This window comes from Streptomyces sp. NPDC001381, from assembly GCF_042895685.1.
In the GTDB taxonomy this organism is placed as follows: Bacteria; Actinomycetota; Actinomycetes; order Streptomycetales; family Streptomycetaceae; genus Streptomyces.
Window position 1 is genome coordinate 415,767 of record NZ_JBIAWO010000002.1, and the last position, 26,659, is coordinate 442,425.

Annotated in this window: 28 protein-coding genes, 1 tRNA gene and 1 pseudogene; 17 read left to right on the forward strand and 13 right to left on the reverse strand. The window is 72.5% G+C overall.

From position 1 onward, the window contains the following. Window positions 1–4: 4 nt before the first annotated feature. The 13 genes and pseudogenes from ACFY2L_RS08935 to ACFY2L_RS08995 all read left to right on the forward strand — a co-directional run. The gene (locus ACFY2L_RS08935) at window positions 5–565 is read left to right on the forward strand and encodes a GAF domain-containing protein (protein ID WP_390656227.1); all 561 of its coding nucleotides are present in this window, start codon (window positions 5–7) and stop codon (window positions 563–565) included. A 168-nt stretch (window positions 566–733) separates the two neighbouring features. Further along, complete coding sequence (gene tdh, locus ACFY2L_RS08940; RefSeq protein WP_390656228.1) at window positions 734–1,762, forward strand: L-threonine 3-dehydrogenase; 1,029 nt, start codon at window positions 734–736, stop codon at window positions 1,760–1,762. A 28-nt stretch (window positions 1,763–1,790) separates the two neighbouring features. Further along, a complete protein-coding gene (locus ACFY2L_RS08945; RefSeq protein WP_390656229.1) occupies window positions 1,791–2,984 on the forward strand; it encodes a glycine C-acetyltransferase in 1,194 nt (397 codons plus the stop codon). Between the two features lie 21 nt (window positions 2,985–3,005). Further along, the gene (locus ACFY2L_RS08950; protein WP_390821914.1) at window positions 3,006–3,908 is read left to right on the forward strand and encodes a LysR family transcriptional regulator; all 903 of its coding nucleotides are present in this window, start codon (window positions 3,006–3,008) and stop codon (window positions 3,906–3,908) included. Between the two features lie 46 nt (window positions 3,909–3,954). After that, entirely contained in the window at window positions 3,955–4,530 is a 576-nt protein-coding gene (locus ACFY2L_RS08955) for a helix-turn-helix domain-containing protein (RefSeq protein ID WP_390821915.1), read from the forward strand. Next, window positions 4,527–5,048: a GNAT family N-acetyltransferase gene (locus tag ACFY2L_RS08960; RefSeq protein WP_390821916.1), complete on the forward strand. Its 522-nt coding sequence runs from the start codon at window positions 4,527–4,529 to the stop codon at window positions 5,046–5,048. Before ACFY2L_RS08955 ends, ACFY2L_RS08960 begins: the two co-directional genes overlap by 4 nt. A gap of 30 nt (window positions 5,049–5,078) precedes the next feature. Further along, window positions 5,079–5,438 (forward strand): MmcQ/YjbR family DNA-binding protein, encoded by a 360-nt coding sequence (locus tag ACFY2L_RS08965; RefSeq protein ID WP_390656233.1) that lies wholly within the window; start codon window positions 5,079–5,081, stop codon window positions 5,436–5,438. A gap of 90 nt (window positions 5,439–5,528) precedes the next feature. After that, a tRNA-Pro gene (locus ACFY2L_RS08970) sits at window positions 5,529–5,602 on the forward strand. A gap of 322 nt (window positions 5,603–5,924) precedes the next feature. Then, window positions 5,925–7,169 (forward strand): ABC transporter substrate-binding protein, encoded by a 1,245-nt coding sequence (locus tag ACFY2L_RS08975; RefSeq protein ID WP_390822397.1) that lies wholly within the window; start codon window positions 5,925–5,927, stop codon window positions 7,167–7,169. A 70-nt stretch (window positions 7,170–7,239) separates the two neighbouring features. After that, window positions 7,240–8,199 (forward strand): carbohydrate ABC transporter permease, encoded by a 960-nt coding sequence (locus ACFY2L_RS08980; RefSeq protein WP_390821917.1) that lies wholly within the window; start codon window positions 7,240–7,242, stop codon window positions 8,197–8,199. Beyond that, window positions 8,199–9,032, forward strand: coding sequence for a carbohydrate ABC transporter permease (locus tag ACFY2L_RS08985; protein ID WP_390656235.1), 834 nt, complete (start codon window positions 8,199–8,201; stop codon window positions 9,030–9,032). Before ACFY2L_RS08980 ends, ACFY2L_RS08985 begins: the two co-directional genes overlap by 1 nt. Window positions 9,033–9,122: 90 nt before the next feature. Beyond that, window positions 9,123–10,310 (forward strand): ABC transporter ATP-binding protein, encoded by a 1,188-nt coding sequence (locus ACFY2L_RS08990; RefSeq protein ID WP_390656236.1) that lies wholly within the window; start codon window positions 9,123–9,125, stop codon window positions 10,308–10,310. A 1,265-nt stretch (window positions 10,311–11,575) separates the two neighbouring features. Further along, a pseudogene (locus tag ACFY2L_RS08995) lies at window positions 11,576–12,112 on the forward strand (sigma-70 family RNA polymerase sigma factor); the annotation flags it as partial. 4 nt (window positions 12,113–12,116) lie between these two features. Here the strand turns inward: ACFY2L_RS08995 and murJ are convergent. The 6 genes from murJ to ACFY2L_RS09025 all read right to left on the reverse strand — a co-directional run bounded on the left by murJ (window position 12,117) and on the right by ACFY2L_RS09025 (window position 18,161). Continuing rightward, window positions 12,117–13,685, reverse strand: a complete 1,569-nt coding sequence (murJ, locus tag ACFY2L_RS09000; RefSeq protein ID WP_390657099.1) for a murein biosynthesis integral membrane protein MurJ — start codon at window positions 13,683–13,685, stop codon at window positions 12,117–12,119. A 126-nt stretch (window positions 13,686–13,811) separates the two neighbouring features. After that, on the reverse strand, window positions 13,812–14,228 hold the full coding sequence (locus tag ACFY2L_RS09005) for a (2Fe-2S) ferredoxin domain-containing protein (RefSeq protein WP_390821918.1): 417 nt from the start codon (window positions 14,226–14,228) through the stop codon (window positions 13,812–13,814). A gap of 5 nt (window positions 14,229–14,233) precedes the next feature. After that, the gene (locus tag ACFY2L_RS09010; RefSeq protein ID WP_390656239.1) at window positions 14,234–14,773 is read right to left on the reverse strand and encodes an NUDIX hydrolase family protein; all 540 of its coding nucleotides are present in this window, start codon (window positions 14,771–14,773) and stop codon (window positions 14,234–14,236) included. Between the two features lie 15 nt (window positions 14,774–14,788). Beyond that, window positions 14,789–15,922: an amidohydrolase family protein gene (locus ACFY2L_RS09015; protein ID WP_390656240.1), complete on the reverse strand. Its 1,134-nt coding sequence runs from the start codon at window positions 15,920–15,922 to the stop codon at window positions 14,789–14,791. Window position 15,923: 1 nt separating this feature from the next. Further along, window positions 15,924–17,327 carry a glutamine synthetase gene (locus ACFY2L_RS09020; protein ID WP_390821919.1) on the reverse strand — a complete coding sequence of 468 codons (1,404 nt, stop codon included), beginning with the start codon at window positions 17,325–17,327 and terminating at the stop codon, window positions 15,924–15,926. A gap of 45 nt (window positions 17,328–17,372) precedes the next feature. Further along, complete coding sequence (locus ACFY2L_RS09025) at window positions 17,373–18,161, reverse strand: SAM-dependent methyltransferase (RefSeq protein WP_390656242.1); 789 nt, start codon at window positions 18,159–18,161, stop codon at window positions 17,373–17,375. A gap of 139 nt (window positions 18,162–18,300) precedes the next feature. Here ACFY2L_RS09025 and ACFY2L_RS09030 point away from each other — a divergent pair, with 139 nt between their 5' ends. Both ACFY2L_RS09030 and ACFY2L_RS09035 read left to right on the forward strand, forming a co-directional pair. Next, on the forward strand, window positions 18,301–19,155 hold the full coding sequence (locus ACFY2L_RS09030) for a Cof-type HAD-IIB family hydrolase (protein WP_390821920.1): 855 nt from the start codon (window positions 18,301–18,303) through the stop codon (window positions 19,153–19,155). Between the two features lie 60 nt (window positions 19,156–19,215). After that, the gene (locus tag ACFY2L_RS09035) at window positions 19,216–20,469 is read left to right on the forward strand and encodes an amidohydrolase (protein ID WP_390656244.1); all 1,254 of its coding nucleotides are present in this window, start codon (window positions 19,216–19,218) and stop codon (window positions 20,467–20,469) included. Here the strand turns inward: ACFY2L_RS09035 and ACFY2L_RS09040 are convergent. The 4 genes from ACFY2L_RS09040 to ACFY2L_RS09055 form a co-directional block, all read right to left on the reverse strand. Continuing rightward, the gene (locus ACFY2L_RS09040; protein ID WP_390821921.1) at window positions 20,459–20,791 is read right to left on the reverse strand and encodes a DUF3140 domain-containing protein; all 333 of its coding nucleotides are present in this window, start codon (window positions 20,789–20,791) and stop codon (window positions 20,459–20,461) included. The genes ACFY2L_RS09035 and ACFY2L_RS09040 overlap by 11 nt on opposite strands. An 83-nt stretch (window positions 20,792–20,874) precedes the next feature. Beyond that, window positions 20,875–21,357, reverse strand: coding sequence for a Dps family protein (locus tag ACFY2L_RS09045; RefSeq protein WP_390656246.1), 483 nt, complete (start codon window positions 21,355–21,357; stop codon window positions 20,875–20,877). Next, complete coding sequence (locus ACFY2L_RS09050; RefSeq protein ID WP_390821922.1) at window positions 21,354–21,617, reverse strand: WhiB family transcriptional regulator; 264 nt, start codon at window positions 21,615–21,617, stop codon at window positions 21,354–21,356. The genes ACFY2L_RS09045 and ACFY2L_RS09050 overlap by 4 nt, the downstream gene beginning before the upstream one ends. A 44-nt stretch (window positions 21,618–21,661) precedes the next feature. After that, window positions 21,662–22,462 carry an alpha/beta hydrolase gene (locus ACFY2L_RS09055; protein WP_390656248.1) on the reverse strand — a complete coding sequence of 267 codons (801 nt, stop codon included), beginning with the start codon at window positions 22,460–22,462 and terminating at the stop codon, window positions 21,662–21,664. Window positions 22,463–22,564: 102 nt separating this feature from the next. On the opposite strand from ACFY2L_RS09055, the gene ACFY2L_RS09060 reads away from it, so the two are divergent. After that, entirely contained in the window at window positions 22,565–23,752 is a 1,188-nt protein-coding gene (locus ACFY2L_RS09060; RefSeq protein ID WP_390656249.1) for a thiolase family protein, read from the forward strand. 97 nt (window positions 23,753–23,849) lie between these two features. Continuing rightward, complete coding sequence (locus ACFY2L_RS09065) at window positions 23,850–24,623, forward strand: sulfite exporter TauE/SafE family protein (RefSeq protein WP_390821923.1); 774 nt, start codon at window positions 23,850–23,852, stop codon at window positions 24,621–24,623. Here ACFY2L_RS09065 and ACFY2L_RS09070 read toward each other — a convergent pair. From ACFY2L_RS09070 to ACFY2L_RS09080, 3 genes are read right to left on the reverse strand one after another with little or no spacing between them, the layout of a single operon-like run. Beyond that, complete coding sequence (locus tag ACFY2L_RS09070) at window positions 24,612–25,445, reverse strand: HAD-IIA family hydrolase (RefSeq protein ID WP_390656251.1); 834 nt, start codon at window positions 25,443–25,445, stop codon at window positions 24,612–24,614. The two genes, ACFY2L_RS09065 and ACFY2L_RS09070, sit on opposite strands and share 12 nt — an antisense overlap. Window positions 25,446–25,466: 21 nt before the next feature. Then, window positions 25,467–25,922, reverse strand: a complete 456-nt coding sequence (locus ACFY2L_RS09075) for a PaaI family thioesterase (RefSeq protein ID WP_390656252.1) — start codon at window positions 25,920–25,922, stop codon at window positions 25,467–25,469. A gap of 45 nt (window positions 25,923–25,967) precedes the next feature. Next, on the reverse strand, window positions 25,968–26,642 hold the full coding sequence (locus tag ACFY2L_RS09080) for an enoyl-CoA hydratase-related protein (protein ID WP_390821924.1): 675 nt from the start codon (window positions 26,640–26,642) through the stop codon (window positions 25,968–25,970). Window positions 26,643–26,659 lie beyond the last annotated feature (17 nt).

Genomic DNA, 26,659 nt, shown 5'->3' on the forward strand with positions numbered 1-26,659 from the left:
GCCCATGAGCTACGACCCGCCCCGCCCGGCCGGTCGTCTGCTGCTCACCCCGGAGGACAAGGAGGCTCCCGCCCGCACCCGGAGACTGCGCCGACTCGGTCTCGGGGAGCGGCCGGAGCCCGCCCTGGACGCCTTCGCCGACCGCCTCGCCGAACTGACCGGCGCACCCTACGCCATGGTCAACTTCCTCGACGCGGAAGGGCAGTTCCTCGCCGGACTGCACACCCCGGCGGGGGGAAGCGGCGCCCGGGGCGGGAAACCCGAGCTGGGCCGGCGGCTGCCCCGTGAGTACGGCTACTGCCCGCATGTCGTCGTCCGCCGCAAGGCGCTCGTCCTGGAGGACGTCGGCGACTACCCGCGCTTCGCGGGCAACCCGGTCGTCGACGAGTACGGCATCCGCTCCTACCTCGGCGCCCCGCTGATCGACACGACCGGCACGGTCCTGGGCACGGTCTGCGTCGCCGCCCTCGCACCCCGCGCCTGGGGGAAGGCCGGCCTGGAGACCATCAAGGCGACGGCCGCCGACCTCGTCGTACGGCTGGAGACGCGCGCGCCGCCGCCGTAGACCGGGCCGAGGACCGGGCGTGAAGGAAAGCTGTTGCTCCGCTTAAGAAAAGCTCGATGGACCGGGGCGGGCGCGATGAGGCAGATTGCTGACACATCCACACCCCTCCCCGGCCGCGGGGCGCTTCGGCCTGCTCGCGTCCGGGACCTCACGCACAGGAGCCGCAGCTTGAAGGCGCTGGTCAAGGAGAAGGCGGAGCCCGGGCTGTGGCTCACGGACGTCCCGGAGCCCGCCGTCGGCCCCGGCGACGTACTGATCAAGGTCCTGCGGACCGGCATCTGCGGCACCGACCTGCACATCCGGGCCTGGGACGGCTGGGCGCGGCAGACGATCGGCACCCCGCTCGTCGTCGGCCACGAGTTCGTCGGCGAGGTCGTGGAGACCGGCCGGGACGTGGCCGACATCGGGATCGGCGACCGGGTCAGCGGCGAGGGACACCTCGTGTGCGGCAAGTGCCGCAACTGTCTCGCCGGGCGCCGCCATCTGTGCCGGGCCACCGTCGGCCTCGGGGTCGGTCGCGACGGCGCCTTCGCGGAGTACGTCGTGCTGCCCGCGTCCAACGTGTGGGTGCACCGGGTGCCGGTGGACCTCGACGTGGCCGCGATCTTCGACCCGTTCGGCAACGCCGTGCACACCGCCCTGTCCTTCCCGCTGGTCGGCGAGGACGTGCTGATCACCGGTGCCGGCCCGATCGGTCTGATGGCCGCCGCCGTCGCCCGGCACGCGGGTGCCCGCAACGTCGTGATCACCGACGTCAGCGAGGAGCGCCTGGAACTGGCCCGCAAGATCGGTGTGAGCCTGGCGCTGAACGTGTCCGAGGCGGGGATCGCCGACGGGCAGCGTGAGCTGGGACTGCGCGAGGGCTTCGACATCGGCCTGGAGATGTCCGGCCGCCCCGAGGCGATGCGTGACATGATCGCCAACATGACCCACGGCGGCCGCATCGCGATGCTCGGCCTGCCGTCCCAGGAGTTCCCGGTCGACTGGGCCCGGATCGTCACCTCGATGATCACCATCAAGGGCATCTACGGCCGGGAGATGTTCGAGACCTGGTACGCGATGTCGGTCCTCCTGGAGGGCGGCCTCGACCTCGCCCCCGTGATCACCGGCCGGTACGGCTACCGCGACTTCGAGGCGGCGTTCGCCGACGCGGCGAGCGGCCGCGGCGGCAAGGTCATCCTCGACTGGACCGCGTAAGTCACCTGCATTCCTTAGGAGTTCCCCGATGTTCGACTCCGTGCGCGACGACCTGCGCGCCACCCTCGACGAGATCCGCGCCGCCGGTCTGCACAAGCCCGAGCGGGTGATCGGCTCCCCGCAGTCCGCGACCGTCGCCGTCACCGCGGGCGGCCGCCCCGGCGAGGTGCTCAACTTCTGCGCCAACAACTACCTCGGCCTCGCCGACCACCCCGAGGTCGTCGCCGCCGCCCACGCCGCCCTGGACCGCTGGGGCTACGGCATGGCGTCCGTGCGCTTCATCTGCGGCACGCAGGAGGTGCACAAGGAACTGGAGGCGCGGCTGTCCGCCTTCCTCGGCCAGGAGGACACGATCCTGTACTCCTCCTGCTTCGACGCCAACGGCGGTGTCTTCGAGACCCTGCTCGGCCCGGAGGACGCGGTCATCTCCGACGCCCTCAACCACGCCTCGATCATCGACGGCATCCGGCTGTCCAAGGCCCGCCGCTTCCGGTACGCCAACCGTGATCTGGAGGACCTGGAGCGGCAGTTGAAGGAGGCGTCCGACGCGCGCCGCCGTCTGGTCGTCACCGACGGCGTCTTCTCCATGGACGGCTACGTGGCGCCGCTGCGCGAGATCTGCGACCTCGCCGACCGCTACGACGCGATGGTGATGGTCGACGACTCGCACGCCGTCGGCTTCGTCGGCCCCGGCGGCCGCGGCACCCCCGAACTGCACGGCGTCATGGACCGCGTCGACATCATCACCGGCACGCTGGGCAAGGCGCTCGGCGGGGCCTCCGGCGGCTATGTCGCCGCCCGCGCCGAGATCGTCGCGCTGCTCCGCCAGCGCTCCCGCCCGTACCTCTTCTCCAACACCCTCGCGCCGGTGATCGCGGCCGCGTCCCTGAAGGTCCTCGACCTGCTGGAGTCGGCCGACGACCTGCGCGTCCGGCTCGCGGAGAACACCGCGCTCTTCCGCCGCCGGATGACCGAGGAGGGCTTCGACATCCTCCCCGGCGACCACGCCATCGCCCCCGTGATGATCGGCGACGCGGCGAAGGCCGGCCGGATGGCCGAGTTGCTGCTGGAGCGCGGGGTGTACGTGATCGGCTTCTCCTACCCGGTCGTCCCCCAGGGGCAGGCCCGGATCCGCGTCCAGCTGTCCGCCGCGCACTCCACGGAGGACGTCGACCGCGCCGTCGACGCGTTCGTCGCGGCACGCGCGGAACTCGAAGCCTGACATATTGCAATAATCGATCCCATGATCGAGGCGCGGCGGCTCCACATCCTCCGTGCGGTGGCCGACCACCGCACCGTGACGGCGGCTGCCGCCGCGCTCTACCTCACCCCCTCCGCGGTCTCCCAGCAGCTCACCGCGCTGGAGCAGGAGACCGGCCACCGCCTGGTCGAGCGGAGTGCCAAGGGTGTACGGCTGACCCCGGCCGGCGAGATCCTGCTCGGCCACACCCACGCGGTCCTCGCCCAGCTGGAGCGCGCGGAGGCGGAACTGGCCGCCTACAGCTCCGGGGCGGCCGGCACGGTCACCGTCGCCGCCTTCGCGACCGGTATCGCCCTGGTCGTCGCGCCCGCGGTGGCCCGGCTCGCCGGCACCGCGCCCGGCATAAGGATCCGGGTCCAGGACGCCGAGGGGGACGCCAGTCTGCCGATGGTCCTCGACCGGCAGGTCGACGTCGCCGTCGCCGTCGAGTACCGCGGCGCCCCGGCCGCCGACGACCCCCGGCTCGCGCACGTCCCGCTGTACGCCGAGCCCTTCGACGCGGTCGTGCCCGTGACCCACCGCCTCGCCGACGCCCCCGAGGTGCCCCTCGCGGAGCTGGCCAAGGACCCCTGGATCGGCCCCTACCCCGGCAACCCCTGCCATGACGTGGTGGTCCTGGCCTGCGAGAACGCGGGATTCCAGCCGAGGCTCGAACACTCCTCGGACGACTTCCGCGCGGTCGTCGCCCTCGCCTCGGCGGACGCCGGGGTGGCGCTCGTCCCGCGCTCGGCGCTGCGCGGCATGGACCTCACCGGCGTGGTCGTCCGCCCGATAGACGGCGCGGCCCCGACCCGCCGGGTCTTCGCGGCCGTACGGCGCGGCGCGGAGGAGCATCCGCTGATCCGTCCGGTGCTGGACGCGTTGCGTGAGGCCGCGCGGGTGTGAGCCTCCGGTAACCCTGCCGTTTCATATCCGGGATATCATCCCGGATATGAAACAGGATGACGTCCCGGAGCCGGTGGACGCCCGCCTCGGCCGCAGGCTCGCCGAGCTGCGCGCCGAACGCGGCTGGTCCCTGGGTGACCTGGCGGAGCGCAGCGGGATCAGCCGTTCGACCCTGTCCCGGGCGGAGCGGGCGGAGATCAGCCCCACCGCCGCACTGCTCAACCGGCTCTGCCATGTCTACGGCCGGACCATGTCCCGGCTGCTCAGCGAGGTCGAGGAGGAGCCCGCGCCGCTCCTGCGCGCCGCCGAGCAGCCCGTCTGGGAGGACAGGGCCTCCGGGTTCGTCCGCCGCTCGGTGTCCCCGCCGCACCCCGGCCTGCGCGGCGAACTGGTCGAGGGCAGGCTCGCCGCGGGCGCCGACATCGCCTACGACCGTCCGCCGGTGTCCGGTCTGGAGCAGCACATCTGGGTCCTGGAAGGCGGCCTCGCGGTGACGGCCGAGGACGTCGAACACCGCCTGGACGCCGGAGACTGCCTGCGGCTGCGGGTGGCGGGGCCCACCCGGTTCCGGTGCGTGGGCGGCACTCGGGCCCGTTACGTCCTGGCGGTGGTGCTGCCATGACGGCGACGCGACTCGACGCCGGGCAACTCGTGGACCGTGTCGAGGAGTTGGCCGATCTGCTGGTGGACGCGGTGGACGGGGGCGCCTCGGTCGGCTTCCTCGCGCCCCTCGACCGCGCCGAGGCCGTCGAGTGGTGGCGCGGACGGGTCTCCGAGGTGGCCGGAGGGCGGTCGGCCGTCTGGGCGGCCCATGACGGGGGCCGGGTCGTCGGAACCGTCGGCCTGGTCTTCCCCGACAAGGCCAACAGCCGCCACCGCGCCGAACTCGTCAAGCTGATGGTCCACCGCGACGCCCGCGGACGGGGCCTCGGGCGCCGCCTCCTGACCGTCGCCGAGCAGGCCGCCGTCGCCGCCGGCATCACCCTGCTGCACCTAGACACCGAGACCGGCAGCCCCGCCGAGCACCTCTACCGCTCGGCCGGCTGGACCAGGGCCGGGGTGATCCCCGACTACGCGGCGAGCCCGCACGGCGTGCTCCGGCCGACCACCCTGTACTACAAACACACAGCCGGGGGGTGACTGTCAGTGGCAGCGGCTACGGTGCGAAGCATGCCCGACGCCGAAGACGTACGACGTATCGCCCTCTCCCTGCCGGACACCACGGAGAAGATCGCCTGGAGCATGCCCACCTTCCGGGTCGCGGGGAAGATGTTCGCCACGCTGCCCGAGGACGAGACGTCCATCGCGGTGCGCTGCCCCAAGGAGGAGCGCGACGAGCTGGTGCTCGCCGAGCCCGCGAAGTTCTGGATCGCCGCCCACGAGGCCCAGTTCGCCTGGGTGCGGGCCCGTCTGGCCGCCATCGAGGACGAGGACGAACTGCGCGCCATCCTCGCCGACTCCTGGCGTCAGGCCGCCCCCACCCGTCTGCTGGAGGCGTATCCCGGGCTGGGTGTGCCGCAGGGCGGGTGACGGCGATAAACGGGTGCGCGACCACCGACCCGAGTGCGGTATTGTTTCCCTGCACGATCGGCCAGGGGAAACCCCAGGTCAGACGGGCAACGGGACGTGGCGCAGCTTGGTAGCGCACTTGACTGGGGGTCAAGGGGTCGCAGGTTCAAATCCTGTCGTCCCGACTTGTGAAGTAGCAGGTCGGAGGTCATTTCCGCTGAGTCGGAAATGGCCTCTTCGTCGTTCCTGGGGACCGGATCGGGGCCGAGCCCCCGTCCCCGCCCCCGGGTTCGCCGCGTCGGTTCCGCTAATGGGCCGGTCTGGGCGATTTGAATGCGATATGTGCTTGATCTCGCTTTATGTGGTGTCTAGCGTTCGCCGGAAGGAAGCGCTGCGAGGTCCGAGTCCCGTGTCACCGTCCGGAAGCGAGGTGGGGAGGGCGTGCACGCGAGGTGCGGCTGCCGGCCCGTTTCGGGTGACAGGGGACGTCCCGGAGGGACGCGATGGCTGCGGGCGTTCGCCGTACTGCCGTTGCTGGCGTCGGCGCTCACCGCTTGTGGCGGCGACGAGGGCACCGGTAGGCCGACCCTCAACTGGTACAACTTCCCCGACGACTCCGGTGCGCTCCAGAAGGCGGCCGACCGGTGCAGCCGGGCGTCCGGCGGCCGCTACAGGATCAGCTACAACAAGCTCCCGCGTGCCGCGGACGGCCAGCGCCAGCAGCTCGTCCGCAGGCTCGCCGCCGAGGACGACTCGCTCGACATCCTGGGTCTGGACGTCACCTGGGCGGCGGAGTTCGCCGAGGCGCGCTGGATCCGGGAATGGACGGGGGCGGCGAAGCGGCAGGCCGTGGCGGGCACCCTGCGCGTACCGCTGCAGACCTCGACCTGGAAGGGCAAGCTGTACGCCGTCCCGTACAACACCAACACCCAGCTCCTGTGGTACCGCAAGGACCTGGTGCCCACCCCGCCCAAGACCTGGGCCGAGATGCTGGACATGGCCGGCGCCCTCGCCCGCCAGGGCAAACCGCACTTCGTGGAGATCCAGGGCGCCCAGTACGAGGGCCTGACCGTCTGGTTCAACACGCTGATCAACAGTGCGGGCGGCTCCATCCTCAACGCGAGCGCGACCGAGCCCTCCCTCGGTCCTCCTGCCGTGCGGGCCGCGGGGATCATGCGTGATCTCGCGAAGTCCCCGGCTGCGGACCCCTCCCTGCCCAACCAGATGGAGGACCAGAACCGCCTCGCCATGGAGTCGGGGGTGGCGGCCTTCGAGCTCAACTACCCGTTCGTCTATCCGTCGATGAAGGCGAACAACGCCGCGCTGTCCAAGAACTTCCGCTGGGCGCCGTACCCTCGGGTCGACGCGAACCGCCCCGCACGGCCCACCGTCGGCGGCATCGATCTGGCGGTGAGCGCCTACTCGCGCCACCCCGACCTGGCCTTCGAGGCGGCGCTGTGCCTGCGCAACCGGGAGAACCAGCTCAGCGCCGCACTCGAGGGCGGTCTGCCGCCCACCCTGCGCGCCCTGTACGACGAGCCCGCCTTCATGAAGGAGTACCCCTTCTCCGGGGAGGTGCTGGCCGCCCTGGAGAAGGCGAGCGTGCGCCCGCTCACTCCTGCCTACCAGAACGTGTCGATCGCGGTCTCCCACACGCTGTCTCCGCCGGCCGGGATCAAACCGGAGAGCTCCGTCGACACCATCGGGGAGCAGATCGACGATGCCCTGCGATCCGAGGGTGTGATCCCGTGAACCACCTCCTCCCGCACCACTCCGTGAGCCGACGCCGCAGCGCGCGGGCCTCGTCCCCGGGCGGCCCGAGATGAGCACGCGGGCGCGACCGGCCGCAACCCCGCCGCCCCCCGGGGCGGAGACGGAGCATGCGGGGCCGGACCGGGCGACACTCTCGGCGGGCGCCAGGCAGGAGCGGCGGCTCGGCTGGCTGCTCTGCGCGCCCGCGGTCGTCGTCATGGTCGCCGTGACCGCCTACCCCATCGGGTACGCCGTCTATCTGTCCCTCCAGCGGTACGACCTGCGCCTCCCCGGACAGGCGGAGTTCGTGGGCCTGAGCAACTACGGGGCGGTGCTGTCCTCCCCGTTCTGGTGGGACGCCTTCTGGGTCACGCTCTTCATCACCGCCGTGTCCGTGGTGATCGAACTGGTTCTCGGAATGGGGCTCGCCCTGGTCATGCACCGCACGATCTTCTGGCGCGGCGTCGTCCGCACGTCGGTCCTCATTCCGTACGGAATCGTCACCGTGGTCGCCGCCTTCTCCTGGCAGTACGCCTGGACCCCGGAACTCGGATACCTCGCCGAACTGTTGCCCAGCGGAGAGGCCCCGCTGACCGAACAGTGGCCCGCCCTCTGGCTGATCATCCTCGCCGAGGTGTGGAAGACGACGCCGTTCATGGCCCTGCTGCTGCTCGCGGGCCTCGCGCTGGTCCCCGAGGAGACCTTGAAGGCGGCCATGGTGGACGGTGCCACCGCCTGGCAGCGCTTCACCAAGGTCATGCTGCCGCTGATGAAACCGGCCATCCTGGTGGCACTGCTCTTCCGCACACTGGACGCCTTCCGGATCTTCGACAACATCTACATCCTGACCGCCGGCGCGCACGGGACCGGCTCTCTGTCGATCCTCGGGTACGACAACCTGTTCACCGCGCTGAACCTGGGCATCGGCTCGGCGATCTCGGTCCTGATCTTCATCTGCGTCGGGATCATCGCCTTCACCTTCGTCAAACTGTTCGGCACCGCCGCACCCGGCGCGGAGGTGAAGCGCTGATGGCCGCGGCAGGAAGGACGCATGCCGCCCGATGGGGTGTCCTGAACGTGGTGGTGGTGCTGTACGCCCTGTTCCCGGTGTGGTGGATCGCCGCGTTGTCGTTCAAGGACCCCAGCACCCTCACGGACGGCGACTACATCCCCCGGGACTGGACCCTCGAGAACTACCGGGGCATCTTCGAGACCTCCGAGTTCACCCGGGCGCTGATCAACTCGATCGGTATCGCCCTGATCGCCACGGTGATCGCGGTGGCACTGGGCACCATGGCCGCCTACGCGGTGGCCCGGCTGCGGTTCCCCGGCAAGCGCGTACTCATCGGCATGTCACTGCTGATCGCCATGTTCCCGCCGATCTCCCTGGTGTCACCGCTGTTCAACATCGAGCGGATCATCGGGATCTTCGACACCTGGATCGGGCTGATCATCCCGTACATGACCTTCTCCCTGCCGCTCGCGATCTACACCCTGTCGGCGTTCTTCCGGGAGATCCCCTGGGATCTGGAGAAGGCCGCCAAGGTCGACGGGGCGACGCCCGCACAGGCCTTCCGGATGGTGATCGTGCCGCTGGCCGCGCCGGGCGTGTTCACCACGGCCATTCTCGTGTTCATCTTCTGCTGGAACGACTTCCTGTTCGCGATCTCGCTGACGTCCACCGAGTCCGCGCGCACGGTGCCGGCCGCGATCGCGTTCTTCACCGGCAGCTCCCAGTTCGAACAGCCCACAGGGTCGATCGCCGCCGCCGCTGTGGTCATCACCATCCCGATCATCGTTTTCGTTCTGTTCTTCCAGCGGCGGATCGTCGCCGGACTGACCTCCGGGGCAGTCAAGGGGTGAACGGGCCGACCGCGGCAGACAGGCCACCGGTCCGAGACGCCGACCGCAGTGCTCGGCCCCGGAAGGCATGAAGGCAAGGAGGCACCATCCATGGCCGAGATCATCCTTGAGGGAGTCACCAAGCGCTTTCCCGACGGGTCCCTCGCCGTGAAGGACGTGGACCTCGAGATCGCCGACGGCGAGTTCGTGATCCTGGTCGGTCCGTCGGGATGCGGCAAGTCCACCACCCTGAACATGATCGCCGGACTTGAGGACATCACCGAGGGCACCCTGCGCATCGGAGACCGGGTCGTCAACGACCTGGCTCCCAAGGAACGCGACGTCGCCATGGTGTTCCAGAGCTATGCCCTGTACCCGCACATGAACGTCCGGGAGAACATGGGCTTCCCGCTGCGCCTGGCGAAGGTGGACAAGGACACCATCGACGCCAAGGTGACGGAAGCCGCCCGGATCCTCGACCTGACCGAGCACCTGGACCGCAAGCCGGCCAACCTCTCGGGCGGGCAGCGCCAGCGGGTGGCCATGGGACGGGCGATCGTCCGCGACCCCAAGGCGTTCCTGATGGACGAGCCGCTGTCCAACCTGGACGCCAAACTCCGGGTGCAGATGCGCACCCAGATCTCCCGGCTGCAGCGGCGCCTCGGCACGACCACCGTGTACGTCACCCACGACCAGACCGAGGCGATGACGCTCGGCGACCGCGTCGTGGTCATGAGGCAGGGCCTGGTCCAGCAGATCGGCACACCCGCCGAGCTGTACGACCTGCCGCGCAACATCTTCGTCGCGGGCTTCATCGGCTCCCCGGCGATGAACTTCGTGAACGCGACGGTGGAGGGCGGTGTCCTGCGCTCGTCCCTGGGCGACCTGACCCTCGACGACCGTACGCGGCGGGCACTGGAAAGGCAGAACGCGCCCCGCGAGGTCATCGTCGGGCTGCGGCCGGAGGCATTCGAGGACGTGGCCCTGTCACACGACCGCGACCGGACGGGCCCGGTCTTCACCGCCACCGTGGAGGTACTGGAGTCACTGGGTTCCGATGCGTATGTCTATTTCACCGCGGAGGGCGGGCCCGCGACGACCACCGAACTGGAGGAGCTCGCCAAAGACTCGGGTCTGCGTGACACCGGCACCGACACCCAGAACATCGTGGCCCGCCTGGACGCCGCCACGCGTGCCCGCGAGGGCGAACCGGTGGAGCTACAGGTCGACATGGCCAAGGCTCACGTGTTCGACCCGGCGACCGGCGCGAACCTCACGCATCCAGTGAGGGCGGACTGACGAGGCACCACACAGGGGGCGCGATCCGCATCGATCCCGTCGTCCCGACCGGCTTCACCGCAGGTCGGAAGGCCGTTTCCACAGAAACGGGGAAGCGGCCCCGGTCGTGTGCGCGCACGCGGCCGCGCACGCCGTCGGCGCCCGGCCGCCCGGCCGTCCCGCCTGTGAGCAGCCCGAGCCTGCTGTGGATTCGCCCAACCCTCGCCGGCGTCCGTGAACCCGCTGCCAGGATGAGGCGCCATGATCCCGGGGCGCTGCTCGCGCATGCTGCGGGCCGCGGTGTTCGCGGCCGTCTGTGTGCTGCTCGCCGCCCTGGCGCATGTGCCGGTCTCCGGCCGCACCCCGGCCTGGTGGGTGGCGGCCGCCGGAGCCGTCGGCACGGGTGGCGCGGGCTGGTGCCTGGCCGGGCGTGAGCGTGGCGCGCCGCTGGTGACGGCGGTCGTGGTCGCCGCCCAGGCGGCCCTGCACACGGCGTTCTCCCTCGCACCGGCGGCCGTCCCGGCCGCGGGCGGCATGGCCGCCATGGCCGGCATGAACCACAGGGGGCCCGCCCCCGCGGGCCCGCCCTCCGCCGGCATGCTCGCCGCCCATCTGTCGGCCGCGCTCCTGTGCGGGCTGTGGCCGGCACACGGGGAGCGGGCCGTGTTCCGTGTCCTGCGTGCGGTGACAGGGTGGCTGACGGCACCGCTGGGACGGCCGGGGGAGCGGACCGTCCCGGCGCCTTCACGCCGCGCCGGGGTGCGAGCCCGCGCGGCACGGGCGGCGCGGTCGCTGTTCCTCGTCCACGCGATCACTTCCCGGGGGCCGCCCGCACGGTCCGCCGTCGCCCGACGGCGGCCGGAACCGTACGGCTCATCCCCCCGACCCGAGAAGGACCCACGCCGATGCCCCCTGCCCCGACGACTTCCCACGCGAGGACCGCGACGCCCGAGAAGGCCGCGACCCGCGCGAGGGCGGCCGTGCCCGAGAAGGCCGCGACCCACGCGAAGACCGGAAGGCGCGACAAGGCCACGACCCGCGCGAGGGCGGCGAGGCCTGAGGAAGCCGCTACCCGCGCGAAGACCGTAGAGCCCGAGAAGGCCGCGATCCACGGGACGGCCGGGAGGCCCGAGAAGGCCACGACCCACGCGAAGGCCGGGAGGCCCGAGAAGGCCGCGACCCACGCGAAGGCCGGGAGGTCCGACAAGGCCGCGCAACACGAGAACGCCCGGAGGCACACGAAGGCTCACCACCACCGTGCCCGCCGTTCCCGTGCCCGGGAGACCCCCGCCGACGAGACGACCACCGCTCTCGCCCTGGCCGCCCAGCAGGGGGACACCGACGCCGTCGAGCGGTTCGTGCGGGCCCTGCACCGGGACGTGCTGCGGTACGTCGCCCATCTGTGCGCCGACCCGCAGGCGGTGGACGATCTGACGCAGGACACGTTCCTGCGGGCGCTGGGCAGCCTGCACCGGTTCGAGGGGCGGTGCTCGGCGCGGGTGTGGCTGCTGTCGATCGCCCGGCGGGCGGTGATGGACAGCTACCGGTCCGCCGCGGCCCGCCCGCGCCTCGCGGACCTGCCGGACTGGCGGCCGGTCGTGGAACTCGCCCAGCCGCGCGGGCTGCCCGGCTTCGACGACGGCGTCGTCCTGCTCGACCTGCTGGCCGCGCTGCCCGCGGACCGGCGGGAGGCGTTCGTGCTGACACAGCTGCTGGGGCTGCCGTACGAGGAGGCGGCCCGGGTGAGCGACTGCCCGGTGGGGACGGTCCGCTCACGGGTCGCCCGCGCCCGCGCCGCACTGGCCGGGCAGGTCGCGCGGTGAGGGATCACCGCAGCCGGCCGAGCCGCCCCAGCTCCTCCACCCTCAGGAGCCGGGCCAGGCCCACGTAGACCAGGCCCAGGGTGACGGTTCCCGCCGTGAGCGCGATCGCGGTGGGGACCGTTCCGCCGCCCAGCCAGGTGCCGCAGGCCCGGTCGGCCGCCCAGCCCAGGGCGGCCGCGAGGGCCGCCGCGCACATCAGCCGGGTGTACGTCCGGCGCAGGGCGCCGTCGTCGAGGCGGCCGTCCACCCGTCTGCGGATCAGGCGTGCGGTGAGGGCGAGGCCGGCGAGGTAGGACAGGGTGTAGGCGCCGGCCATGCCGGTCACCGCCCAGCGGACGGGCAGCAGCAGATGGCAGGCGGTGGCCAGGGCGATGTTCACCGCCGCGATCCACACGGCGAGGAGGAACGGCGTCCGGGTGTCCCCGAAGGCGTGGAAGCCGCGCAGCAGCAGGTACTGGGCCGAGAACGGGATCAGCCCGAGACCGAACGCCTGGAGCATGTGCCCGAGCGGCTGCGCGGAGGCCGCGTCGGACGCGCCGTGCGCGAACAGCAGCGTGGCGACGTGCGGGCCGAGCGCCAGGAACAGGAAGGCGGCGGGCACGATCACCACCCCGCTCACCCGCAGGCCCCGGGACAGGTCCGCGCGCAGGTCCGCGATGCGGCCCTCGGCCACCGCCCGGCTCATCCGCGGCAGCAGCGCGGTCACCAGCGAGACCGTGACCACCGACTGCGGCAGCATCCAGATGGTCTGCGCGTAGGTGTACGCCGTGTAGCCCGCGCCGGCGTCCGGCAGCGCCTGGTCGGCCGCGTTCGCGTAGTTGGTGACGACGGTGAGGGCGACCAGGTTCGTGAGGACGAACAGCAGCGTCCACTTGGCGGCGTGGACACCGGAGCCCAGGCCCGAGCCGCGCCAGTCGAAGCGCGGCCGGAAGCGGAACCCGGCCGCCCGCGCGAACGGGATCAGCGCCAGCGCCTGCACGGCGATCCCGGCCGTCGTACCGATGCCGAGCAGCCGGACCTGGGCGGCGGTGACGTCCTCCACCCGCTGGGGCACGGACATCAGCCCGAGATAGGCGCCGAACACGCCCAGCAGGACGACGTTGTTGAGGACCGGCGTCCACATCATCGCGCCGAACTTCTCGCGGGCGTTGAGCACTTGGCCGTACATGTTGAACACGCCGTAGAAGAAGATCTGCGGGAGCAGGAAACGGGCGAAGACGACGGTGAGTCGGTACGCCTCGTGGCCGTCCGGGGTGTCGCGCAGATACACGCTGACGATCTGCGGGGCCGCCCACACCGCCAGCGCGGTGCCCACGGCGAGCACGGACACCACCAGTGTGACCAGCCGCTGCTCGTACGCCCGCCCGCCGTCGGGACGGTCGGCCCGGGCCCGCACCAGCTGCGGCACCAGCACCGAGTTCAGCGCGCCGCCGATCAGCAGCGTGTAGAGGCTGGTCGGCACGGTGTTCGCCGTGTTGTACGTGGTGGCCAGCAGGCCGGTGCCCAGCGCCGCCCCCTGGAGCACCTGCCGGATCAGTCCGGTCGCCCGGGACACCACCGTCCCCAGCGCCATCAGCACCGAGGAGCGCGCCGCCCCGCCGGAACGTTTCGCTGCCCGCTCTTGTGTCGTCGCCCCCATCGGGCCAACCTAAGCCATCAAGATCCGCGAGCCCAATCCGCCCGTGCGGAGCGGCAGTTGCTAGCGGCGGCTGCGGACCCGCGCGTCCCTCGGCGGTTTGACGAACTGCAGCTCCAGGGTGACCGGAGGCGCGGCGACACCCGGTCCGCCGGCCGCGGCCCACTGCAGGATCTCCTCGGTGCAGTCGTCGTCCATGGCGAAGCCGACCCAGGTGGCCCGGCCGCCGGCCCGGCGTCCGGCGGCGGAGGGCTGGACGACCACGACGTTCGCCTGGTCGCAGGGGCCGAGGCAGTCCGTCGTACGGACCTGGAAGGCGCCCCCCGAGTCGGCGGCCGCCGCCATCAGGCGCTCCAGTTGCCAGTCGTGGTCGTAACCGGGGTGCTTGCGGGCGTCGCCGCAGCAGCAGCCCCTGCACACCACGAGGGTGCAGGGACGGCTGACGGCGGCGCCGATCAGCGCACGCTGACGAGGGACCATCCCGGTCAGGAGGCCGAGAGGCCGACGTGGGCCAGGGCCTGCCGGAGCAGGAACCCGTGCCCGCCCGGCATCTCGCTCTGCACCGCAGGCGACGCCGCCTCCTGCGGGCTGAACCAGACCAGGTCGAGGGCGTCCTGCCGGGGCCGGCAGTCGCCGGTCACCGGCACGATGTAGGCCAGCGACACCGCGTGCTGACGGGGGTCGTGGTACGGGGTGATGCCCTGCGTCGGGAAGTACTCCGCCACCGTGAACGGCTGGAGGGAGGCCGGGACGCGGGGCAGGGCCACCGGGCCGAGGTCCTTCTCGAGGTGGCGCAGCAGCGCGTCACGGACGCGTTCGTGGTGCAGGACCCGGCCGGAGACCAGGGTCCGGCTGACGTTGCCGTCCGGTCCGATGCGCAGCAGCAGGCCGATGCTGGTGACTTCGCCGCTGTCGTCGACGCGCACGGGCACGGCCTCGACGTAGAGGATCGGCATCCGGGCGCGGGCCATCTCGAGCTCGTCGGCGCTCAGCCAACCGGGCGTGGTCTCGGTCAAGTCTGACATTGCTTGATCATACTTTCAGTGTCCGTCGGGAAGCCGGTAGACCCGGCGGGCGTTGTCCGCTCCGGCCCAGCGTGCCAGGCGCAGCGCGTCGGGCAGGCTCAGTTCGTCGGCGTCCACCCGGTCCTGGAGCAGTTCTCCGAGACCGCGCCGGAACGCCAGCGCGCCGAGCGCGTAGAACTCGGAGACACCGTAGGCGTCCGAGCTGTACAGCAGTTTGCGGAACGGTGTGATCTCCAACGCTTCCTCCAGCACCGCCCGCGCCCTGACCGGTCCGACGTGGTGCAGGGTGAGACCCACGTCCAGGTACACCTGCTCGAACACGGCGGCCAGATAGGCGGCCTGCCGCTGGTAGGGCCAGCAGTGCAGGAGCAGCACCGGGATCGTGCCCGCGGTCAGGTGCAGCCAGTCCGTGAGGTGGGTGGGGTCCACGCGGTGCAGCCGGATGTCGTTGTCGCCGAAACCGGTGTGCAGTTGGAGGGGGAGGCCCAGGTCCACGGCCGTCCACAGCAGGTGCCGGACCAGGACCGGTTCGTCGAGCCGTCCGCCGCGCGCCAGCCAGCGCCGGGCCGCGCGGGTGACGTCCGCCTCCGAGGGGCGGGCCGGGTCCAGGTCGAAGCCGGTGCGGTAGGCGGCCACCGACTTCACCGCGACCACCCCCGGCCGCCGCACCGCGTCCAGGGCGGCGGCCCGGAACGCGTCGGCGTACCCGCCCGCGTCGGCACCGCGCGCGGCGACCGATTCCGCCACCGCCTCCAGCCGTACGACCTCCCGGGCCGCGCCGCCTCCCGCCCGGGCCAGCTCGGCGGGCGGGGTGAGGGGGTGCGGGGCGAAACCGGTGTCGACGCAGAACACGCCCGTGCGGGCGGCCGTCAGGAAGCGCCGGTTCACCTCCCGCGGCCCCAGTTCGGCGCGCCGCGCCAGATAGACGTCGGCCGGGGCGTGCCGGTCCAGGTCCAGCAGGGGCGCGCAGTGCCGGCGTACGGCCACGCCGGCCGGGGTGTCGAAGGGGGAGACGCCGGGCCAGCGGTCGCCCTCGGTGAGCAGGGCCTCGAAGCCAGGCCGGGTCAGCGGGCCGGGGACCACGCCGTGGCAGTGGTGGTCCACCAGCTCCAGTCCGTCGAGCGCCTCGTGGACCGGTCCGGAACCCACCTCAGTACACCCAGCGGTAGGCGGCGGCCACCCGCGCGTCGTCCAGTCCGTCCACGGCGTCGATCTCGCCCTGCCGTACGGCGGTCACGGCGTCGGCGAGGACCGGCCCCAGCGCCGCCCGCAGCACCTCGTCCCCGCGGAACTCCGCGAGGGCATCGCCGAGCGAGACCGGCAGCCGCCGTACGCCCCTGGCCGCGGCCTCGTCGGCGGCGAGGTGGGCCGGATCGCCGGTGATCTCCTCCGGCAGCCCGGCTTCCGAGACCAGCCCGTCGAGGCCCGCGGCGATCAGACAGCCGAGCAGGAGATAGGGGTTGGCGGCCAGGTCGACCGGCTTGACCTCGAGGTTCGCCTGCTCGGCGCGCCGGCCCGCCGTGCCCCGCACCAGCCGCACCGCCGCCTCGCGGGTCTCCAGACCCCAGGCCGTGAACACCCCGGCCCACTGGGACGGTCTGAGCCGCAGATAGCTGGCCGGGCTGGGCGCGGTCACGGCCGTCAGGGCGGGCAGCCGGGCCAGCACACCGGCGGCGAACGCCTCCGCCTCGGCCGTCATGCCGTGCCGCCGGTCACCGCCGGAGTGCAGGTTCACCCCCTCGCGCCAGGCGGACAGATGGACGTGCCCGCCGTTGCCGACGCCCTCCGCGGCGACGGCGGGGGAGAACGACACCCGCAGACCGTGCCGGCGGGCCACCGCGCGGATCGTCTGCCGGACCAGGACGCTGCGGTCGGCCGCCGCCACCGGGTCCAGCGCGCCCACCGAGATCTCGAACTGGCCGGGCGCGTACTCCGGATGGACCTGGTCGACGTCCACGCCCTGCGCCGCGCACGCCGCCAGCAGGTCGGCGGTGTACTCGCTCAGCTCGACCTGACGGGTCGCCCCGTACGCCGGTCCGGTGGTCGCCGGCACGAACTCCCCGGCGGGCGCGGAGTCCAGGCCGACGGCCCACTCGATCTCGATGCCCGCCTTGAAGGCGAGGCCGTGGTCGCGGGCCGCGCCGGTGACGATCCGGCGCAGGAAGGTGCGGGAGCAGCCCGGGTGCCGCGCGCCGTCCTGGGCGACGCGGTCCACCGGCGCCCACGCCCACCCCGGCTGCCCGGCCAGCACGACCAGCCGGTCCAGATCGGGGTAGAGGCGCAGATCGCCGTCCGGGGAGCCCAGGACGTCCGTGGTGACGATGTGGTCGTTCGCGAGGAACGTGTCGAACACCGGGGACATGCCGACGCCCCAGGCCGCCGCCGACGCCAGCCCCGCCGTCGGGACCGTCTTCACCCGGCCGACGCCCGCGGTGTCGACGTAGGACAGGACGATCCCGTGCACGCCTCTGCCGGACAGTTCCCCGCTCAGCGCGGACGCCCGCTCGACGTCTCCGGGACGCCCGCCGGGGACGGGGTCGGCAAGGGTGGTCATACGTCCTCCACGGATACGTCCGTCGGTGCACGTCCGGCTGTGCGGTCAGGGTTTCACGGCCACCGCGCCGTACTGCGGCACCACCGGGGCACGGTCGTCGGCGGCGCGCCAGCGCGAGCAGGACACCAGGCCCGGCTCCAGCAGGTCCAGGCCCTCGAAGAACGCGGCGATCTCCGCGCCGCCGCGGGCCGTGATCGGCGGGGTGGCGTTCTCGTTCCAGAACTTCATCGCCGGGATCTGGCCCTCGCCGCCCACCTCGGGGTCGTGGGTGGGGTGGGTGAGGACCAGGCAGCTGCCGGAGGGGATCTCGGCGACGATCTTCCGGACGATGTCCCGGGCCGCCTCGTGGTCCAGGACGAAGTTCAGGATGCCCAGCATCATCACCGCGACCGGCCGGCCGAAGTCGAGGGTGGCGGAGGCCCGCTCGAGGATCGCGGCCGGGTCGTGGACGTCCGCGTCGATGTAGTCGGTGGCGCCCTCGGAGGTGCCGGTCAGCAGGGTGCGGGCGTGCGCCAGCACGATCGGGTCGTTGTCGACGTACACGATCCGCGCGTCCGGCGCGATGCGCTGGGCTATCTGATGGGTGTTGTCGGCCGTCGGGAGCCCGGTGCCGATGTCCAGGAACTGCCGCATCCCCCGCTCCTCGGCGAGGAACCGCACCGCCCGGCCCAGGAACCAGCGGTCCGCGCGGGCGATGTCCCGGATGAGCGGGAACATGCCGGCGACGTGCTCGCCGACCCGCTGGTCGACCTCGTAGTTGTCCTTGCCGCCGATCCAGTAGTTCCAGACCCTCGCGTTGTGCGCCACGCTGGTGTCCAGCCGTGCACCGCCCACGTCACCGCTCCTTCTCCGCCGTACCCTTCGGCTGCCATTGTGCCGCCGCATGATCACCGCTGTCCCGGGATTCGCCGGGTCCCCCGGTAGGGTGACAATCCGGTCATCAGCCGAGGATCAGCAGCACAGGAAGCAGGACATGCCCTACTCGCACGCCCCCCAGCCGACCGCGCCCGAACCACCGGCCGGTCCCGTCGACATCCGGCTGGTCGTCACCGACATGGACGGCACGCTGCTCGACGACGACAAGCGGACACCCGAGGGGCTGTGGGAGACGCTGGCGCGGCTGCGGCGGCGCGGGGTGCTGTTCAGCCCGGCGAGCGGCCGGCAGTACGCGACGCTGGCGGCGGAGTTCGCCGAGGTCGCCGACGGGATGGTGTTCATCGCGGAGAACGGCACCTATGTGGTGCGCGACGGGCGGGAGCTGAGCTCCGATCCGCTGGAGCCCGGGGTGGTCGCGGGGGTCGTGGACGCCGTACGGGGCCTCGCGGCCGGCGGGGTCGACCTGGGCGCCGTCGTCTGCGGGAAGCGGTCCGCTTACGTCGAGCGGGCCGACGAGGCCTTCCGGGCCGAGGTCGACAAGTACTACGTGCGCTGCGAGGTCGTCGAGGACCTCACCGCCGTCGACGACGACGTCATCAAGGTCGCCCTCTTCGACTTCGGCAACGCCGAGGAGACCACCGCCCCGGGCCTCGCGCCGTTCGCGGACACCCACCAGGTCGTCGTCTCCGGCGAGCACTGGGTCGACGTCATGAACCGCACCGCCAGCAAGGGCGCCGCCCTGCGCCGGCTCCAGCGGGAGCTCGGCATCACACCCGCGCAGACCATGGTGTTCGGCGACTACCTCAACGACCTGGAGATGCTGGACGCCGCCGACTGGTCGTTCGCGATGGCCAACGCCCACCCGGAGGTGGTCCGCCGGGCCCGCCACCTCGTGCCCTCCAACAACGACAACGGCGTGCTGCGCACGATCGCCCGCGTCCTGGACCTCTGAGACCCGCGGCCACGGGCCGGTTCCTCGACCGCCCGGCCGGCCGCGCCGTACCCTCCGCGTATGACCGAACCGGCCGACGTCGCCCGTGTCACCCGGGACATCACCTCGGGCCTGAGGACGGCGGACCTGGAGGACTTCTACCAGGACCTGCACCGGCACCCCGAACTCTCCTTCCAGGAACACCGCACCGCGGCGAAGCTCGCCGCGCGGCTGGCGGCCGCCGGGTTCGAGGTGACCGAGGGCGTCGCCCGCACCGGCGTGGTCGGGGTGCTCGCCCGGGGTGAGGGGCCGGTGGTGTGGCTGCGCGGCGACATGGACGCGCTGCCCGTGCGGGAGGGGACCGGACTGCCGTACGCCTCGGCCGTCGACGGTGTGATGCACGCCTGCGGTCACGATCTGCACGTCACCTGGCTCGCGGAGGCCGCCGGGGCCCTGGCCGCCGCCCGGGACGTCTGGTCCGGCACGCTGGTCGTGGTCGGGCAGCCCGCCGAGGAGGCCGGGGGCGGGGCGGCGGCGATGGTCGCCGACGGTGTCCACGAGCGCTTCCCGCGTCCCGACGTGCTGTTCGGGCAGCACGTCACGCCGGGGCTCGCGGGATTCTGTCCGCACACCCCCGGACTGACCCTGTCGGCCTCGGACGACGTCGACGTCGTCGTGCACGGCGTCGGCGGGCACGGTTCGCGGCCCGAGTCCACCGTCGACCCGGTCGTCACGGCCGCGTACATCGTCACCCGGCTGCAGACGGTCGTCTCCCGCGAGGTCGCGGCGGGCGAGCCGGCGGTGCTGACGGTGGGGCGCTTCCACGCCGGGACCCAGGGCAACATCATCCCTGCCGAGGCGCGCCTCTCACTGAACGTGCGCACCCAGGACACCCGGGTGCGCGAGCGCGTCCTCAGCGCGATCCGGCGGATCGTCGAGGGGGAGTGCGCCGCCGCCGGCTGCCCGGTGCCGCCGGAGATCACCGTCCACCCCGGCTGCCCGAGCACCGTCAACGACGCCGACCTGGACCGCGAGATCGCCGCCGTGCACCGTGAACTGCTCGGCGAGCACACGGTGTTCGACTTCGGCCAGGCGATGGGCAGCGAGGACTTCTCACTGCTCGCGCCCGAGGGGGTGCCCTACGACTACTGGTACCTGACCTCGACCCCGGCCGCAGTGTGGGAGGCGGCACCGGGGGAGGAGCTGACGGAGAAGCTCGCCCATGTGCCGGGGAACCACAGTCCGTTGTTCGCGCCGGACCCGTCGGTCCTGCTGCCGGGCGTACGGACGCTGGTGGCGGCCGCCCTGTCCCGGCTGGGCACGTTCAGGCCCTGAGCGGGTCGTGGCCGATCGCCATCAGCCGGTGGCGCCGGCCGGTGTCCTCGGCCTCCGGTTCGTTCTCCGGGTCCGCCTGCGCGGCGACCGTGTCGACGACCCGGTACATGACCCGGATGTCGTCGTCGGTCAGGTCGGTGCGCCTCTTCTGCAGGATCGCCAGGACGTGCTGCCCCGTCGGGGTCCCCGCCTCCCCGGGCAGCGGCTCCGCGGTCCCGTCCGCGTCCCGCACCCGCAGCCGGGCGGCCAGTTCCTGCGAGGTCATGTTCACCGCGCGGCGGAAGTCCTCCCACAGCGCGTCGAGTTCGAGGGCGTCCGTCATGACGTGCCCCTTTCCTGACGGGTCGGTACGCGTGCCGAGGGATCCTCGGGCTGAGTGGTACGCGTGCCGAGGGATCCTCGTGTTCAGTGGTCGCGCGGCCCGTTCTCCGCCTCGAACATCCAGCGCTGCTTCTCCAGCTCGGCCGTGATGCCGATCAGCAGGTCCTGGGTGACCGGGTCCGGCTCCGCGGTCGCCGCGATCCGCTCGCGCAGCCGTCCGATCGCGGCGCCCAGCGCCTCGGCGACCACCTGGACGACCTCCTCGTCCCGCAGCCAGCCCTCCTTCGGCCCGGGCAGGGTGAACGCCGAGGCGATCGTCTCCGGCCGTCCGTCCGGCGGCAGGCCGAGCGCGGCGGCGCGTTCGGCGACCGTGTCGGCGTACGAACGGGCCGCCGACACCACCTCGTCGAGCTGGAGGTGGACCGAACGGAACCGCGGGCCCACGACGTTCCAGTGCGCCTGCTTCCCGATCAGGGAGAGCCCGAGGAGATCCACGAGGGTGCCCTGCAACGCGTCGTAGGTGACCTGGCGGGCGGGTTCGGGAAGGGGGCTCCTCACGACGGTCATACCGTGCTCCTCCGTGTCCTTGTCACGTTCTGTCCCGCGGTACGGAGCAATGCGACGCGTTCCGCCTCGCCCGTCCCGCCCCACACGCCCGAGGTCTGTCCGCTGCCGAGCGCGTAGTCCAGACAGTCGGCGACGACCGGGCAGCGGGCGCAGACGCGCTTGGCGTCGGCGACCTCCCGCAGGGCCGGTCCCGTCGTGCCCACGGGAAAGAACAGCTCGGGGTCCTCGCCCACGCAGGCGGCACTGCGCAACCACTCCATGGGGGCGCGGGTGCCCCGGGCGAACCGGTGCAAACGGCCGGGTCTCAGCGGGTGAGCGCCCGGTCCAGGAAGTCCGTCAGGTCCGCGAACACCTGCTTCCGGTTCGTCTCGTGGAACACCTCGTGCCGCGCCCCGGCATAGATCCGCTCGGTCACCCCGTCCCCGCCGAGCCGTTCGACCCCGGCCCGGCTGCCGGGCAGCGGGACCAGCCGGTCGTCGTCGCCGTGCAGCCACAGCAGCGGGAGCGGGCCGACGGCGCCCTCCTCGGCGACGGTCTCCAGGGTGCGTACGAAGGCCTCCAGCGTGGGCCGCTTCATCGGCCCGTGCCAGACCAGGGGATCCGCCGCGTACGCCGTCCCGACCGCCGGGTCACGGGAGAGGGCGGCGGGGCTGACCGGGATGTCGGGGATCTCCTCGTACGCGAGCAGCCGACCCGGCAGCTCCCAGGCGCCGACGACCGGCCCGGAGAGCACGAGCGCGGCGAGCCCGGCACCGTAGCGCTGGGCGTAGCGGGCCGCGACCAGACCGCCCATGGAGTGACCGATCACCACCAGCGGCAGGTCCGGGTGCGCCTCGCGGGCGAGTTCCGCCACGGCCCGCACATCGGTGACCACGTCCTCGAAGTCCTCGATCCGCACCCGTTCGCCGGCCGATCTGCCGTGCCCCATGTGGTCGGGCGCGAACACGGCCGCGCCGTGCCCGGTCAGGACGCCGGCCAGTTCCCCGTAGCGGCCCGCGTGCTCTCCGTACCCGTGGACGACCAGGGCGACGTAGCGGGCCCGTTCGTTCGGCCACTCGTGTGCCGTGATCGTGCCCCGTGTGCCGGTGAGGACGTGCTCGGCCATGACTCCTCCAGCTGCGTCGGTGAAGGCCTGCGGGGATCTTCCCAGGGGGCCGGGCCGGGGTCTACAGTCAAAAACTAGCAGCGCTAACCAAGGAGTCCCGTCGTGCGTCCCGTCCACTTCGCCGCCGCCCGCCGCACCCCCATCGGCCGACTGCGCGGCGCCCTGTCCGCCGTACGCCCCGACGACCTGGCGGCGGCCGTGATCCGCGCCCTGGTCGCCGACGTGCCCGCGCTCGACCCGGCCCGCGTCGACGACGTCTACTGGGGCGCCGCCAACCAGGCCGGCGAGGACAACCGCAACGTCGCCCGGATGGCCGCCCTCCTCGCGGGGCTCCCGGAGACCGTGCCGGGCGCCACGGTGAACCGGCTGTGCGCCTCCGGTCTGGAGGCCGTCACGACCGCCGCCCGCACCATCGCCGCGGGCGAGGCCGACATCGTGCTCGCCGGCGGTTCCGAGTCGATGAGCCGCGCCCCCTTCGTGCTGGCCCGCCCCGACGAGGCCCTGCCGCACCGCGTCGAGACCGTCGACACCCGCCTCGGCTGGCGCCTGGTCAACCCCGCCATGAAGGACCTGCACGGTCTGCTGTCCATGGGCGAGACGGCCGAGGAGGTCGCCGCGCGGTACGGCGTCTCCCGCGAACGCCAGGACGCGTTCGCCCTGCGCAGCCACCGGCACGCCGCGATCGCCCGCAAGAACGGCCACTTCGACGACGAACTCCTCCCGGTCACCCGCCCGGACGGCGTGGTCGTCGACGCCGACGAGAGCATCCGCGAGGACACCTCGTACGAGAAGCTGGCGAGCCTGAAGCCCGTCTTCCGGCAGGGCGGCACGGTCACCGCGGGCAACGCCTCGCCCATGAACGACGGGGCGGCCGGACTCCTCCTCGTCAGCGAGGAGGCCCTCAACGAGCTGGGTCTGGAGTCCCTGGGACGGTATGTCGCGGGCGCCTCCGCCGGGGTGCATCCGGACGTCATGGGCATCGGACCCGTCCCGGCCACCCGGAAGGCGCTCGCGCGAGCGGAGTGGCGCGTCGAGGACGTCCAGGAGGCCGAGTTCAACGAGGCGTTCGCCGCCCAGGCGCTCGCCTGCGTCGACCAGCTCGGCATCGACCCCGACCTGGTCAACCCCAGCGGCGGCGCGATCGCCCTCGGCCACCCCCTCGGCTGCTCCGGCGCCCGCATCCTCACCACCCTGCTCCACCGCATGCGCCGCACGGGAGCGGAGCGCGGCCTGGCGACCATGTGCGTGGGGGTGGGGCAGGGCAGCGCGGTGCTGGTCGAGCGCCACTAGCGCCACTGGCGCCACTGCGGACCGGCTCCGGCCCGGTGGTCATCTGGCGAGACGGTGCTGATGCCGCCGTATGCGTGCGCATAGCATCGGTCTCCGCATGAACACGATGACTCTGTGGCACATCACCGGCTGGGAGTTCGCCGCCCTCGCCTTCGCGGCTCTGCTCGTCGGCTTCTCCAAGACGGCGGTGAGCGGCGCCAACACCGTCAGCCTGGCGATCTTCGCCGCGGTGCTGCCCGCCCGTGCCTCCACCGGCGTCCTGCTGCCGCTGCTGATCGCGGGGGACGTGCTGGCCGTCCTGACCTACCGGCGGCACGCCCACTGGCCCACCCTGTGGCGGCTGTTCCCGGCGGTCGCGGCGGGGGTCGTCGTCGGCACGGTCTTCCTGATGTGGGCCGACGACGGCGCCGTGCGCACCTCGATCGGCGCGATCCTGCTGCTGATGGCCGGCGTCACGGTGTGGCGCCGCCGCACCGCCGGGGCGGCCGACGATCCCGACGCCGTGGTCACCCGCGCCGGCCGCGTGAAGGCCCGCTCCTACGGCGTCCTGGGCGGCTTCACCACGATGGTGGCCAACGCCGGCGGGCCCGTGATGTCGCTGTACCTGCTCTCGGCGGGCTTCCGCAAACTCGGCTTCCTGGGCACCTCCGCGTTCTTCTTCCTCATCGTCAACGTCACGAAGGTGCCGTTCAGCGTCGGCCTCGGCCTGATCGACGGCCGCTCGCTGCTCCTGGACGCCGCGCTCGCCCTGTTCGTCGTCCCCGGCGCGCTGGTCGGCAAGTGGGCCGTGCACCGCATCAACCAGCGGCTGTTCGAACAGCTCGTCATCGCGGCGACGGTGGTGGGCGGCGTCCAGCTGCTACTGCGCTAGACCCAGGAGACCCGGAAGGTCCGCGAAGGAGTCGACGACGTGGTCGGGGGTGCCGCTCGCCTCCCGGTGCGTCTCCGGCAGGTACTTGCCCGTCCGCACCAGCACCCCGGTGATCCCGGCCCGCTGGGCGGCCAGGACGTCCGACTCGATGTCGTCGCCCACCATCAGCGCCTCGTCCGCCCCGGCGCCGAGGTGCCCGAGGGCCGCGGCGAAGAACGCCGGGGACGGCTTCCCGGTGACCTCGGCCTCGACCCGCGCGGCCGCTTCCAGACCGGTCACGAACGCGCCCGAGTCCAGCCGCAGTCCGGTGTCCGTGCGCCAGTACAGGTTCCGGTGCATCGCCACCAGCCGCGCGCCCCGCTGGAGGTGCCCGAAGACCCGGTCCAGCGCCGCGTACCCGAACTCGGGGCCGGCACCGCCGACGACGACCACGTCGACGTCCCCGGCGTCCTCGGCCCCCTGGTCCACGAGCGTGACCCCGGCCAGGTCCTCCGCGACGTCACCGCTGTTCAGCAGCGCGCACCGGGCTCCCGGACAGTGCTCGGCCAGATGCGCGGCGGTCACCGCCGGGGCGGTGAGGACGTCCTCGGCGGTCACCGGGAAGCCGGCGTCCGCGAGCGTGCGCGCGATCGAGGCACGGGTCCGGGAGGTCGTGTTGGTCACCAGGGCGACCGCGAACCCCGCCTCCCGGAGCGCCCGCAGCGCCTCGACCGCGCCCGGCAGCGGCTTCCAGGAGACGGTGAGCACCCCGTCGATGTCGACCAGGACGGCCCGCACGCCGGCCGGCGGGGCTTCCGTACGGGCATCCACACGGGCTTCCATACGGGGACGATAGCGCCGGGATCAGCCGTCCGCCGGGAGGATCATGCACGTGGTCGTCGCGTGGGCGATCAGCCTGCCCCGCTCGTCGACGACCCTGCCCTCGGCGGTGGCGGTGCGGCGGCCCGCGTGGATGACGGTGCCCTCGGCGGTCAGGGTCTGCCCGTCGGTGCGGGCGGCCCGTATGTAGTTCACCTTCAGCTCCAGCGTGGTGTAGCCGGTGCCGGCGGGCAGGGTGGTGTGCACCGCGCAGCCCAGGACCGAGTCCAGCAGGGTCGCGGCTATGCCGCCGTGCACGGTGCCGAGGGGGTTGGCGAAGTCGGGGCGGGTGTCGAGGGAGATCACGATCCGCCCGGGCTCCACCTCGTCGAAGCGCATCCCGAGCAGCCGCCCGATGGACGGCGTGTCGCTCAGGTTCCCGGCCTGCACGAGACGCATGAGTTCGAGGCCGGACAGGGCGGAGAGGTCGGTGGTGGTCACGGCGGATCCTTTCGGAGGGCTTGCTGTGTGCTGTGGTCCGGGTGCTCAGTCGCCGAGCGGGTTCTCCCGGTCCCGCAGGGCCGTCAGCACGGGCGCGTACATGCGCGACCTGATGGCGCGCAGGGTGTCGCCCGCCTTCCCGGCCTGGGCCGCGGCGAGCTCGACGGCCGTGGTCCGTACGGCGTCCTCGTCGGCCGTGTGGTCCACGATCCCGGCGGCCAGCGCCTCCCGGCCGCCGTAGCGGCGGGCGGTGACCATGGCCTCGTGCGCGGCCCGCGGGGCGAGCCGGGCCTGGATGAGGGCGGACATGCCCGGCGAGAACGGGATGCCGAGGTCGGCCTCGGGCAGGCACCAGAAGCCGCGGTCGGCGCGCATCACCCGGACGTCGTGGGCCAGTGAGAACATCGCGCCCGCCGCGAAGGTGTGCCCCTGCAGCGCGGCCACCGTGACGAGCGGCAGGGTCAGCAGCCGGGCGAAGAGCGCGTGCACCGAGATCACGTAGTCACGCTGCCGGTCCGCATGGGCGAGCAGCCAGTCCAGGTCGAGGCCGTTGGAGTAGAACCTGCCGGTCGCGGCCGTCACCAGGGCGCGCGGCCCCTCCGTCTTCTCCACCTCGTCCAGGGCGGCGTCGACGGCGGCGAGCCAGTCGGGGTGGAAGCGGTTCTCCCCGTCCCCGAGGTCGAGGACGAAGACGTTCTTCTGACGGTCGAGCTCGGGCACGGCTACTCCTTCGGACG